The 12,776-nt window shown below is 57.7% G+C and carries 12 protein-coding genes; 9 read left to right on the top strand and 3 right to left on the bottom strand.

The window, feature by feature from the left end; genetic code table 11:
• The first annotated feature begins 51 nt into the window (after positions 1-51).
• Complete coding sequence (locus ACRZ96_RS03605) at positions 52-495, top strand: type II toxin-antitoxin system RatA family toxin (RefSeq protein WP_170393242.1); 444 nt, start codon at positions 52-54, stop codon at positions 493-495.
• 38 nt (positions 496-533) lie between these two features.
• On the top strand, positions 534-1,829 hold the full coding sequence (locus tag ACRZ96_RS03600) for an MmgE/PrpD family protein (RefSeq protein ID WP_480814234.1): 1,296 nt from the start codon (positions 534-536) through the stop codon (positions 1,827-1,829).
• Here ACRZ96_RS03600 and pyrC read toward each other — a convergent pair.
• On the bottom strand, positions 1,826-2,863 hold the full coding sequence (gene pyrC / locus ACRZ96_RS03595; RefSeq protein ID WP_170817703.1) for a dihydroorotase: 1,038 nt from the start codon (positions 2,861-2,863) through the stop codon (positions 1,826-1,828). The genes ACRZ96_RS03600 and pyrC overlap by 4 nt on opposite strands.
• A gap of 146 nt (positions 2,864-3,009) precedes the next feature.
• On the opposite strand from pyrC, the gene ACRZ96_RS03590 reads away from it, so the two are divergent.
• Both ACRZ96_RS03590 and ACRZ96_RS03585 read left to right on the top strand, forming a co-directional pair.
• Positions 3,010-3,918: an AAA family ATPase gene (locus ACRZ96_RS03590; protein WP_170421335.1), complete on the top strand. Its 909-nt coding sequence runs from the start codon at positions 3,010-3,012 to the stop codon at positions 3,916-3,918.
• A gap of 34 nt (positions 3,919-3,952) precedes the next feature.
• Entirely contained in the window at positions 3,953-5,209 is a 1,257-nt protein-coding gene (locus tag ACRZ96_RS03585) for a vWA domain-containing protein (RefSeq protein ID WP_480814233.1), read from the top strand.
• A 3-nt stretch (positions 5,210-5,212) separates the two neighbouring features.
• On the opposite strand, the gene ACRZ96_RS03580 is transcribed toward ACRZ96_RS03585, so the two are convergent.
• Complete coding sequence (locus ACRZ96_RS03580) at positions 5,213-5,713, bottom strand: hypothetical protein (protein ID WP_170510628.1); 501 nt, start codon at positions 5,711-5,713, stop codon at positions 5,213-5,215.
• Positions 5,714-5,919: 206 nt separating this feature from the next.
• Here ACRZ96_RS03580 and ACRZ96_RS03575 point away from each other — a divergent pair, with 206 nt between their 5' ends.
• The 5 genes from ACRZ96_RS03575 to ACRZ96_RS03555 all read left to right on the top strand — a co-directional run bounded on the left by ACRZ96_RS03575 (position 5,920) and on the right by ACRZ96_RS03555 (position 11,827).
• Positions 5,920-6,888, top strand: a complete 969-nt coding sequence (locus ACRZ96_RS03575; protein WP_480771402.1) for an XdhC family protein — start codon at positions 5,920-5,922, stop codon at positions 6,886-6,888.
• Positions 6,885-7,886: a molybdopterin-binding protein gene (locus tag ACRZ96_RS03570; RefSeq protein ID WP_170393235.1), complete on the top strand. Its 1,002-nt coding sequence runs from the start codon at positions 6,885-6,887 to the stop codon at positions 7,884-7,886. Before ACRZ96_RS03575 ends, ACRZ96_RS03570 begins: the two co-directional genes overlap by 4 nt.
• A 156-nt stretch (positions 7,887-8,042) precedes the next feature.
• Positions 8,043-8,528 carry a (2Fe-2S)-binding protein gene (locus tag ACRZ96_RS03565; RefSeq protein WP_170393234.1) on the top strand — a complete coding sequence of 162 codons (486 nt, stop codon included), beginning with the start codon at positions 8,043-8,045 and terminating at the stop codon, positions 8,526-8,528.
• A 51-nt stretch (positions 8,529-8,579) separates the two neighbouring features.
• Positions 8,580-10,940 (top strand): xanthine dehydrogenase family protein molybdopterin-binding subunit, encoded by a 2,361-nt coding sequence (locus tag ACRZ96_RS03560; RefSeq protein ID WP_170405437.1) that lies wholly within the window; start codon positions 8,580-8,582, stop codon positions 10,938-10,940.
• A 95-nt stretch (positions 10,941-11,035) separates the two neighbouring features.
• Positions 11,036-11,827: an FAD binding domain-containing protein gene (locus ACRZ96_RS03555; protein WP_170662396.1), complete on the top strand. Its 792-nt coding sequence runs from the start codon at positions 11,036-11,038 to the stop codon at positions 11,825-11,827.
• 47 nt (positions 11,828-11,874) lie between these two features.
• Here the strand turns inward: ACRZ96_RS03555 and ACRZ96_RS03550 are convergent, their stop codons facing one another.
• On the bottom strand, positions 11,875-12,774 hold the full coding sequence (locus ACRZ96_RS03550) for a MurR/RpiR family transcriptional regulator (RefSeq protein WP_480814232.1): 900 nt from the start codon (positions 12,772-12,774) through the stop codon (positions 11,875-11,877).
• Between the last annotated feature and the right edge of the window lie 2 nt (positions 12,775-12,776).

Raw genomic sequence — 12,776 nt, 5'->3', positions numbered from 1 at the left:
CGCGCAACATACGAAATCACGCCCCATTGTCACCAGTTAATCCCGGATATCATGCCAACCCATTCCGAGACCCGCCCGCTGCCTTACACCGCTCAGCAGATGTATGATCTGGTCGCGGATGTGGCGAAATACCCTGAATTTTTGCCTTGGTGCGCTGCGGCCCGTATCCGTCGGACCTATGCCGCGGGCGATGGCAAGGTGATGGAAGCGGATCTGGTTATTTCATTCAAGGTGTTCCGCGAACGCTTTGGCAGTCGGGTCACGCTGTTTGATGAGCTGAAACGGATCGATACCGAGTATCTGGACGGACCGTTCAAATACATGCGCTCGGATTGGGAGTTTGAAGATACGGAAGACGGCTGCAACGTCTCGTTCCACGTTGATTTCGAATTCAAGAACGCGGTTCTGCAAGGAATCATTGGCGTGGTTTTCAACGAAGCCATGCACCGTATCGTCCGAGCATTCGAACAACGTGCTGCCGTCCTGTACGGCTGAGGCTTTACGCCCGAGCGGCGCGCGCTAGACTGCGCCACATGACCGATTTGACAACTGCCCTTGCCGAGTTTGCTGCTGGTTCTGTGTCGACCACGGCGCAGGCTCGTATTGTGACATCTCTATCCGCGTTGGACTGGCTTGCTGTGGGGCGGGCAGGCGCAGATGAGCCGGTTTCCCGCATCATACGTCAGATGGTTCTTTCCGAGAGCGGTGCCGCACAGGCGCGTTTGTTCGGAGGCGGTGATGCGCCGCTACGCGCAGCGGCGCTGGTGAATGGTACCATTTCTCATGCGCTTGATTATGACGACACGCATTTCGCTCATATCGGTCATCCATCGGTTGCTGTTTTTCCTGCAGCCCTTGCTCTTGCGGCGTGGGAAGACCGACCTCTGGTCGATCTGCTTGAGGCAGCGCTAGTGGGAATGGAGTTATCGATCCGCATCGGTTTGTGGCTTGGTCGTGGTCATTATCAGGCTGGTTTTCACCAAACAGCCACGGCTGGCGCGTTTGGGGCTGCGGTGGCTGCGGGTCGGATTATGGCATTTGACGTAAAGCAGATGCGTGACCTGTTGGGGCTAACCGCGACCCGGGCCTCAGGGCAGAAATCACAGTTTGGGACAATGGGTAAACCCTATAACGCTGGGCTTGCAGCCTCGAACGGTGTTGAGGCCGCCCAGTTGATCCGCAACGGCTTTCAACCCGGTGCTGACGCATTGGAAGGCCCGTTTGGGTTTGGGGCGACACATTTGGGGGCTGACGATTTAGCTGCTGCGCTTGATGGTTTGGGGGACGAGTGGCTGTTCGAAAGCATCAGACACAAATTCCACGCTTGCTGCCATGGCCTGCACGCGGCGCTTGAGGCTGCGCGCGATCTCGACATCGCCGAGCCCGAGGTGGCCGAGATCAAGATCAAAACCCACCCCCGCTGGATGAGTGTGTGCAATCAACTGCAGCCGACCAGTGGGTTAGGAGCGAAGTTTTCCTATCGTACCGTGATCGCAATGCAGGCAATGGGCTACGATACAGCTCTGCCAGGGAGCTATTCCGACAAGATTTGTGCTGATCCAAGACTGCAATCCTTAAGGGACCGGATCACGGTCGAGGCGGATGAGAGTCTATCCGAGACACAAGCCCATCTGTCCCTGTTACGCCGGGACGGCGCGCGCCGCGAGGCCAGCCATGATCTGCTGGCTCCGATGTCTCTATCGGATCGCGAAGATCGCGTCAGGGAGAAAGCGGCGAAGCTGATCGGGGGGGATGAGGCGGACGCCATCTGGTCGATGCTGCGCACCGGCGGGCGCGCAGCGGATTTGGCTGAAAGGCTAACTGATTAAGCGACGCGCCAATGCAGTGGAAAACCCGGATCGAATACGGTCACGGGGCCGTCGCCGCTTTCGATTTTGGCCGGATAGACGACCTCATCGCCTTTGGTCAGCGTGATGGTCTCTTCGTTCACTGGCAGGCGATAGAAGGCCGGGCCGTTGAGTGACGCGAACGCCTCTAGCTTGTCCAACGCATCTGCGCGCTCGAACATTTCGGCCAGCAGTGACATTGTATTAGTTGCAGTGAAACAGCCGGCGCAGCCACAGGCCATTTCCTTGTTAGCATCCGTGTGCGGCGCGCTGTCTGTGCCCAAGAAGAAACGCGTATCGCCTGATGTCGCGGCGGTCAGCAGCGCCAGCCGATGCTCTTCGCGTTTGGCGACCGGTAAGCAGTAGTAATGCGGCTTGATGCCACCCACCAGAATGTGGTTGCGGTTGATGATCAGGTGATGCGTTGTAATCGTCGCACCCAGATCTTTCTCGTTCGCCTTGACGTAATCCACGCCGTTTGACGTCGTGATGTGCTCCATCACCACGCGCAGTCCGGGTGTTGCTTTGCGAATCGGATCAAGAACGCGGTCGATGAAAACCGCCTCACGATCGAAGATATCGATCTCGGCATCCGTGACTTCGCCGTGCACACACAGCGGCAGACCGATCTCGGCCATCTTCTCCAGCACCGGGCGCACCTTGTCGAAATCGCGAACGCCAGAAGACGAGTTGGTTGTTGCCCCAGCCGGGTAAAGCTTTACCGCCTTGACCAATCCGCTTGCATGTGCGGCGGCCACATCCGCCGGGTCTGTGTCTTCTGTCAGGTAGAGCGTCATCAGCGGCTCAAACGTCATGTCCTCAGGCAGAGCAGCAAGGATGCGGTCCCGATAAGCTGCTGCGTCGTCACCTTTGACAACGGGCGGAACCAGATTCGGCATGATGATGGCACGGGCAAAATGGCGCGCGGTTTCAGGCAAGACGGCTTGCAGCATCGCGCCATCGCGCAGATGCAAATGCCAGTCATCGGGGCGGCGGATCGTCAGGGATTGGGTCATGGCCCCCGGCTAACACAGCCGCTTGGGTGGTGAAAGACCCTCTTGCCCTTGCCGATGAGACAGATCGCCGTAAGTCACTGACGGATGGTGGTCTTGACCTCTGGTTGTGGTCATGACCTGTTGGGGCGCAGGAAAAAGGGGAACTCATGACACAGCCAAACTCCATCGATGCCGTGCAAGAGCTTTTGGGCTCTGAGGGTTATGTCTGTGGCCGGGCTTTGGCGACGGTTGTGTTTCTTTCGCTGAAACTTGGTCGACCTCTATTTCTGGAAGGCGAGGCGGGCGTCGGCAAGACTGAGATCGCCAAGGCGCTGGCCGCAGGATTGGGGCGGCGCCTGATCAGGTTGCAGTGCTACGAAGGCCTTGATGCCTCTTCCGCTGTGTATGAGTGGAATTTCCCCGCCCAGATGGTGGCGATCCGAACCGCAGAAGCGTCGGGTGGGGCGGACCGAGGCGCGTTGCAGACCGAGCTGTTCTCGGATGATTATCTGATCGAACGCCCCTTGCTGCAGGCCATGCGTCCGGATGCTAATGGGGCACCTGTATTGCTAATTGACGAATTGGACCGGACCGACGAACCCTTTGAGGCTTTCTTGCTGGAGGCGCTCAGTGACTTTCAGGTAACGATCCCTGAGTTAGGTACTGTCAAAGCGCCTGAACCGCCGATCGTGATCGTCACCTCGAACCGCACGCGCGAAGTACACGACGCACTGAAACGCCGCTGCCTATATCATTGGGTTGATTACCCTGACTTTGCGCGCGAAATCGAAATCCTGCACGCACGGGCTCCCGAAGCGGCAGAAGCGCTGAGCCGTGAGGTGGTCGCCTTTGTTCAGCGCTTGCGCACTGAAGATTTGTTCAAGAAACCGGGGGTGGCCGAGACCATCGATTGGGCTAAATGTCTGCTGGCGCTGGACGTTATCAACCTAAGTCCCGAAGTAATCGGCGATACGTTGGGTGCCATCCTGAAATACCAGGACGACATCCAAAAGTTGCAGGGGTCCGAGGCCAAACGCATTCTGGATCAGGCGAAAGCCGATCTCGAACCAGCCTGATGCTTCATATGCTCGAAAATACTTTGGGGGTTTGATGGCCGAACAACTCCCACTCGATATACCGGACAACCCCAAACTGGCCCAGAACATCACCCATTTTGCGCGCGCTTTGCGCAAGGCCGGACTGCCGATAGGAACTGGGCGCGTGGTTGACGCGATCCGCGCCGTGCAGGCTGCGGGGTTCACCGAGAAACGAGATTTCTACTGGACGCTGCATGCCTGTTTCGTGAACCGGCCGGAACATCGAACGGTTTTTGCGCAAGTCTTCCGCCTCTATTGGCGCGATCCGCGGTATCTAGAACATATGATGTCCATGATGCTGCCCGCCATTCGCGGTGTTCAGGAGGAGCGCAAAGCGGATGCGGCTGAAAAGCGCGCGGCTGAGGCGTTGTTGGATGGCGTCGAACGCGACTTGCCAGAATCAACCGAGCAACAAGAGGAAAGCGAGATCGAGATCAACGCGACCCAAACCGCGTCATCCGAAGAACGCTTGCGCAACCTTGATTTCGAACAGATGAGTACATCCGAGATCGCCCAGGCCAAACGCATGCTGTCGCGCCTGAACTTACCGGTCAAACCCATCGAGTCTCGCCGAGGTCAGGCCAGTCACCTCGGTCACCGCATTGATCGCGCTCGGACACTTAGGTCAGCGATGCGGCAGGGTGGCGAACTACGCGATATCGCGCACTTGCAACCCAAACCTCGGTGGCCGAATTTGGTTGCGTTGTGCGATATATCCGGGTCGATGAGCCAATACAGTCGGATCATTCTGCACTTTCTACACGCGGTTTCGAATGCCAAAGGCGCAGGTTGGGCCAAAGTGCACGCATTCACGTTTGGCACACGCCTGACCAACATCACCCGCCATCTGCATCAACGTGATGTCGATGCAGCGCTGGCCGCTGCTGGGGCCGAGGCACAGGACTGGGAAGGCGGAACCCGGATCGGAGAATGCCTGCATCAGTTCAATCGCGACTGGTCCCGGCGCGTCATGGGGCAGGGGGCGGTCGTGTTGTTGATCACCGACGGGTTAGAGCGGGGTGATCCCGAGATGCTGGAAAAGGAAATCGAGCGCCTGCACCTGTCGTCGCGGCGTCTGATTTGGCTGAACCCATTGCTGCGCTGGGACGGGTTCGCACCGAAAGCTCAGGGTGTGGCGACAATGCTTCCACATGTCGACAGCTTCCGCGCCGGGCATTCGATTGCGTCGCTGGAAGATCTGGCCGCCGTGATTTCGCAACCAGATGATCAGGGGCAGAAAGCGCGGCTGATGTCCGCGCTTTCAGACTAGCTGTTACGAAAGCTGCTCTTCATTGCACTTCCGTGCCATTTCCATGGCTTTGTAAGTGCCAGTCAGGTCAACGGTGAAGGCGAACTCTTTCTCCGGGAAAACGACCATCACCTTCTTCTTGGCAAGATCATCTGCGAACTGAGGGTCGTCTGACAGAACATACCCACCCGAATAGCCCTTGGTGATGTTCCCCTTCATGCCGGTGGCTTCTCCGACATAAATATTGTCGCCGATAAGGATGGCAACAGCCTCTTTCTCGCCTTTCTTGATGTTGGTTTTGGCCTTGGTGAAGACACCAACATAGCCAACGCCGCGATCTTCGGTCAGGCCCATCTGCACGACATTTTCAGCGTCATCAACCGCTTCGATAAGGCAGGATTTCTTGTCCTGATCGATGAAAACCTTCCAGCCTTCGACCTCACCGTATTTCAGAAATGTGTCAGCCCAGCCGGTGCTGGCAGTCAACAGGCCGATCGCTGCTCCGAGTGTAAGAATGCGTTTCAACTGTTTGTCTCCGCTATGAAATATGTTGGGACGATCCCGAATAGGCCCCGGAATCGCATGCAGGCTAGAATGACGCCTTCCAACATTCAACAATTTGTGAATGTGAGTTCAAAATCGGCTTGTTAGCGCCACAAGATCGACCCGCTGAGCGCTTTTCATTGCTCCAAAGCTGACTATGTTGAACCCAAGCAAGGCCGGAGGTCTAAATGGAACGATTCGATAGCAGCCCGGAAACCGCACTAAAATGGTATCGCGCCGGGAAGGGCGCGGCTTTGTCCACTGTGGTTGAGACCTGGGGCAGCGCGCCGCGCCGTGTAGGCGCGCAGTTGGTCATTGCGGGCGATGGTCGGATCGAAGGCTCGGTTTCTGGTGGTTGCGTCGAAGGTGCCGTGATCGTCGAAGCGCTGGAAGCCATAGAGGAAGGCGAGGCAAGGCTGCTAGAGTTCGGTGTAAGCGACGAGGATGCGTTTGCCGTCGGTCTGGCCTGCGGCGGTACGATCAGGGTTTTGGTTGAACCGGTCGGCAAGGTCCTGCCCGAACCAATGCTGGCCGAACTGGTCGCGGCACGGGCGCGGCGCGAGCCCTTGGCCTATGAAGTCAATGTCGAGACGGGCCAGCGCGCGTTGCGCCGTAATGCCTATTCCGAACGCTTGCGTATGGACAGGTCCGGGTTCGAAGAGGATGGGCAAACCTTTGTCGCTGTCCACAACCCACCGCTACGGTTGATAGTGGTGGGAGCGGTGCACATCGCCCAAGCTCTGGTGCCGATGGCCCGGATCGCGGGCTATGACCCGGCGATTATAGATCCGCGCGAGGCCTTCGCATCGGACGCACGTTTTCCCGGAGAAACCATCCTGACGGATTGGCCGGATGAGGCTGTGTCAAAGCTGGGTCTCGACTCGCGCACGGCGCTTGTGTTGCTGACCCACGACCCCAAACTTGATGACCCCGCGCTTCAGGCCGGTTTGGCGGCCGATGTGTTCTACATCGGCGCACTCGGATCTAAGCGCACACATGCCAAACGCGTGGAGCGGATGAAGCAGGCCGGGTTCAACGATGACCAGATTTCACTGATTCACGGACCTGTTGGGCTTGATATCGGGGCGGCTGGACCGTCTGAGATAGCCGTTGCGATCCTGGCGCAGATGACGGCGGTCCTGCGAGGCAGAGCGTGAAGTTTGGTCCGGTACCCGTTTCCGACGCCTACGGCGCGATGTTAGCCCATTCCGTCAAAGCGGGAAACCGCAAGCTTAGGAAAGGTATAACGCTTTCGTCCGAGCACATAGCCGAGTTGCACCAAGCCGGTCTGACCGAGGTCACAGTCGCGAGACTGGAGCAAGGTGATTGCCATGAGGACGAAGCCGCAGCGCTGCTGGCAGAAGCGCTTGCACCAAGTCCCACACAGGCAAATCTGCGTGTCACCGAAGCCTTTACAGGCCGGGTCAACCTTTTAGCAAATGGACCAGGCGTCGCGGTGCTGGATACCGATGCCTTGCAAAAGTTCAATCAGGTCAATCCGATGATCACTGTTGCGACGGTGCCGCAATATCAGCAGATGGCGGCTGGCGGCATGGTCGCGACGATCAAGGTGATTTCTTATGCCGTACCTCGATGCGACGTTGAGAGTGCGGCCCGTCATGCGCAGGACGCTATTCGGTTATCGGTGCCCAAATACGAAAATGCGGGTCTCATCGTTACCGACATTGCTGGCGGGCCATCTAATGAAAAAGGTATCGCTGCTATTCGTAGCCGGGTTGAGGCTTTGGGTATGAATCTGTCAGATGTTCAGGTGGTGCCGCATCGGATGGGCGACTTAACAGCATCGATTTCGGCCATTCGGGGTGAGATCGTCATGATCCTGACCGGATCGGCCACGTCGGATAAAGATGATGTGGCGCCTGCTTCTGTGCGGGCAGCGGGGGGTATCGTCGACCGGTTTGGAATGCCGGTCGATCCGGGGAACCTGTTGTTTTTGGGATCTTCCGGCGGGCGCCCCATTATCGGTTTGCCCGGATGCGCGCGCTCACCAGCATTGAACGGGGCGGATTGGGTCTTGTCCCGCGTTGCTTGCGGAATCGAAACGACGGGCGCGGACATCGCAGGGATGGGTGTCGGTGGGCTGCTAAAAGAAATCCCGACGCGGCCACAGCCCCGCGCTGCCAAGAGTAAATGACGCAACGGCAATTTTGCCCTGTTTGGTGGACGCATCATTGTTAGAAGGCTGATCAGCGAAACTGCGGAAAAATCAGGCAAATATTTTTGTTCTCAAACGAAATTTACCGTGTTTAACTCTGGCTTAGCAAATAAGCCAAAAAAAGGGGAGGATCTTATGACCAAGGTCTCAATGACCGTGAACGGCGTTGCCGTCAGCGGTGATGTTGAAGGGCGGACTCTATTATCCGGATTTCTACGCGACCACCTGAATTTGACAGGCACACATATTGGCTGCGACACGGCTCAATGTGGCGCGTGCGTAGTGCACGTGAATGGTGAGGCGGTCAAATCCTGCAACATGCTGGCGCTGGAAGCAGACGGCGCGGATGTGGGCACGATCGAGGGGCAGGCGGCCGAAGATGGCACGCTGAACGTGATCCAACAGGCCTTTCAGGATCATCATGGGCTGCAATGCGGGTTTTGCACTCCGGGCATGGTGATGAGCGCTGCAGCATTGCTAAAGGATAACCCGCGCCCGACCGAAGGCGAAATTCGCAAGTACCTTGAGGGTAACCTATGCCGGTGCACAGGCTACCACAACATCGTCAAGGCAATCATGGCCGCATCGGGTCAAGACGTTTCCAGCATCGCCGCCGAGTGAGGCGGTTAAGAATTTTCGACGAAAATTCTTTTCCACGGAGGAGAACAAGCAATGCCCAAAGACAGTGGCATCGGAGCCAGTTCCAAGCGGCGCGAGGACGTACGCTTTCTGACCGGAGCAGGCAATTACACCGACGACATCAACGTACATGGCCAGGCCTATGTGCATTTCCTACGGTCCGACATCGCGCATGGCCGGATCACCAACATCGACACATCTGCCGCCGAGGGTATGCAGGGGGTTGTGAAGGTGTTCACCGGCAAGGACTTTGAAGGCGTGGGCGGAATGCCTTGCGGCTGGGAAGTAACCGACCGTCATGGCGCCCCGATGCAGGAACCACCGCATCCCATTCTGGCGCAAGGCAAGGTCCGACATGTAGGCGATCCCATCGCTGCCGTTGTCGCGGACAGCCTTGAACTCGCCCGCGATGCGGCGGAAGCGATTGAAGTGGATATCGAAGAGCTCCCTGCCGTGCTGGATATGAAAGCCGCAGCGCAGGATGGCGCGACGCTTATCCATGAGGATCTGAAGAACAACATCTGCTATGACTGGCATCTGGGCGAAGAAGACAATGACAAGGTCAATGAGGTTTTTGCCAACGCGGCCCATGTCACCACTCTGGACCTGATCAATAACCGTCTGGTTGCTAATCCGATGGAGCCGCGCGTTGCGGTGGCCGAGTACAGCCGGGGTACGGATGAGTACACGCTCTACACCACTTCGCAGAACCCGCATGTGATCCGCTTGCTGATGTGCGCATTTGTTCTGGGCTTGCCTGAACACAAAGTGCGTGTCGTAGCGCCTGATGTTGGTGGTGGATTTGGCACGAAGATTTTCCACTACGCGGAAGAGGCGTTCTGTACATTCGCTGCCAAGGCCTGCAACCGTCCGGTCAAATGGACCGCCAGCCGGTCCGAGGCGTTTATGTCGGATGCGCAGGGCCGCGACCACGTCAGCACGATTGAGCTCGCTTTGGACGCGGACAATAACTTCACAGGCCTTCGCACCAACACCTACGCCAATCTGGGCGCGTATCTGTCGACCTTCTCAAGCTCGGTTCCGACTTGGCTGCATGGCACTCTGATGGCGGGCAACTACAAGACGCCGGTCATTCAGGTGAATGTGAAGGCAATGTTCACCAACACAGTGCCGGTGGACGCTTATCGCGGTGCGGGTCGGCCAGAGGCGACCTATCAGCTGGAGCGCGTCATCGACAAGGCAGCGCGTGAACTGGGTGTCGATCCGATCGCCCTGCGTCGCCAGAATTTCATCACCCAGTTCCCGTATGACACACCGGTGGCGCTGACCTACGACACCGGGGATTACAACGGGACGATGGATAAGCTTGAAGCTGCTGCTGATTTGGCTGGCTTTGCCGCGCGACGGGCGGAAAGCGAGGCCAATGGCAAGCTGCGTGGCCTAGGCGTCAATTGCTATATCGAGGCCTGCGGCATCGCGCCCTCGAACATCGTCGGCATGCTGGGGGCCCGGGCGGGTCTTTATGATGCTGCCACGGTGCGGGTGAACGCCACCGGTTCCATCAGCGTCATGGTTGGTGCACATAGCCACGGGCAGGGGCATGAGACCGCTTTCCCGCAGGTTGTGGCCGACATGATCGGCATCGACGAGTCGATGGTAGAGATTGTGCATGGCGACACCTCGAAGATCCCGTTCGGCATGGGCACTTATGGCTCACGCTCGCTCGCGGTCTGTGGTTCGGCCATGGTTAAGGCGACCGAAAAGGTGATCGACAAGGCCAAGAAGATCGCGGCCCACCTGCTCGAGGCGTCCGAGGCCGATATCGAGCTGAAGGACGGTCAGTTCAGCGTCGCGGGCACTGACAAGTCGGTGGCCTGGGGTGATGTGACTCTGACAGCCTATGTACCGCACAACTTCCCATTGGAGGTTGAGCCGGGGCTGGAGGAGACCGCATTTTATGACCCGGCCAACTTCACCTTCCCAGCGGGGGCATATGCCTGCGAGGTTGAGGTGGATCCCGAGACTGGACAGGTGACCATCGAAGCCTTCACCGCTGCGGATGACTTTGGCAACATCGTTAACCCGATGATTGTGGATGGTCAGGTACATGGCGGTATCGGTCAGGGTATCGGTCAGGCTTTGTTGGAAAATTGCGCCTATGACGAGAATGGCCAGTTGCTGAGCGCATCCTTCATGGATTACGCGATGCCACGCGCCGATGATCTGCCGTTCTATGCGGTCGACCATTCCAGCCAGACGCCGTGTACGCACAACCCGTTGGGTGTGAAGGGCTGCGGTGAGGCTGGTGCGATTGGCTCGCCGCCTGCGGTAGTCAACGCGGTTCTGGATGCGCTGAACTCGGGTGGAAAGGCTGTTGATCACATTGACATGCCGATGAGCCCGTCGCGTGTTTGGACAGCAATGCATGGTTGAGAGGTTCGGGTGCGAGGGGCCAGCCCCTCGCGCTCCCCGAGATATTTATAGCCAGATGAAGGGCGGATCCGCGCTTTTCGGAAAGGAAGAACGAAATGTACAATTTCGAGTTTGAGAAACCCTCGACCATCGCTGAGGCGGTTACTGCGTTGGGAGTTGAGGATGCTCAGGCATTGGGGGGTGGGCAAACCCTGATCCCCACAATGAAGCAGCGGTTGGCCGCGCCATCCAAGCTGGTTTCGGTCAATGGAATCGCTGAAATGAAAGGGGTCTGCGTCGAGGATGATGGCTCGGTAGCGATAGGCGGTGCGACAACCCACGCAAATGTGGCCGCTGAAGCTGCTGGTAACTATCCGGCGCTGGCAGCGCTGGCCGGCCAGATCGGTGATCCTGCGGTGCGTAATCGTGGCACTATTGGCGGTTCGATTGCCAACAATGATCCAGCGGCCTGTTATCCGGCGGGAGTGCTGGGTTCAGGCGCGACCATTGTCACCAATAATCGCCAGATAGCGGCGGATGACTTCTTTCAGGGCATGTTTACGACAGCTCTGGAAGAGGGCGAGATTATCACTTCGGTGCGTTTCCCCGTGCCTCAGGCGGCGAGTTATCAGAAGTTTTTGCAGCCCGCGTCTCGGTTTGCGTTGGTCGGGGTATATCTTGCCCGGTTTGCCGATGGCGTTCGGGTTGCAGTAACCGGTGCAAGCGAGGACGGAGTTTTCCGCTGGGCGGAGGCTGAGGAGGCCCTGAACAAAGAGTTCCGCGCGGACGCTTTGATGGGGCTGCACATCAATCCGATGAACATGATTGGTGATCTGCACGGGAGCAAAACGTATCGGGCGCATCTGGTCACTGTTATGACGAAACGGGCTGTCGAAGCTTGCAGCTGATCTGATTTTTAATCAGCTTTGAGAGCCTCGGTGAAAGCCGGGGCTCTTTATTTTTTCCGAACTCTTGGGGGCTTGGCGGGGCGCCAGTAGGCGCCGGTGTCTTCTCGTGCCGTCTGATAGCGTTCCACGCGGTCACGCGCGGCTGATCCCCCGGCGGCAAAGAGATGACCTAGCAGGCATTCAAGCACTGCCATCGCTCCGGAGAAGCTGGAAAAGTGATGTTGCGCGCGGGTACTGACAGGCAGCACGATGTCAGGGTTAACACCAGGGGCGATGACGTCGCTATCCGACAATAGCACGATGCGCATGCCGCGTTTACGCGCAAAACGCATGGATTGTATGGTGTCAGAGGAATAGGGGTGAACGGTAATAGCGAAAAGGCAGTCCGCTTCATCGGCCTCGAGCAAATCATCGATGGCTGATCCCATATGTCGCGGGATAAGCTGAAATCCTGGGTGTGCCATCCGACCCGCATAGTGGAGATAATAGGCCAAAGCATAGCTGGCCCGGGTCGCGGTTATGAAACAGCGATTAGCTGCAATCATGTGCTCCGTGACCTGTTGCATCAAATCAGGATCGGCCAGTCGCAGGGAGCGGGCTACGACGTTCAGTTCGTTTTGCGCAAACCCAGCTTGCGCGGCGCTGAATTGGCCCCCCGATTTCATGCGATCCAGCCAGCCTTGACCCAGCCGATCTTCCCGGTCTGTGACAAGGGTCTGGCGAAAGGGCCGTCTGAACGACTCAAAACTGTCGAACCCCATACGTTGTGCCAACCGAACCAGAACGTTTGAACTGACACCGATTTTCTCGGCGGTAAGCCGAACCGGGTCGAGCCCGAAATCGCCAGGGTGGTCGATGATGTATTTCGCTGCGGCTTGCATTTGCTGAGGCAGGGTGTCGATTTCGTGCCGAAGCTGCTCGGTCAGTTGGGATGAGGTGTGTTGCATTT

Source organism: Ruegeria sp. CF1, assembly GCF_056537445.1.
This window is presented reverse-complemented; position numbering and strand designations above follow the sequence as displayed.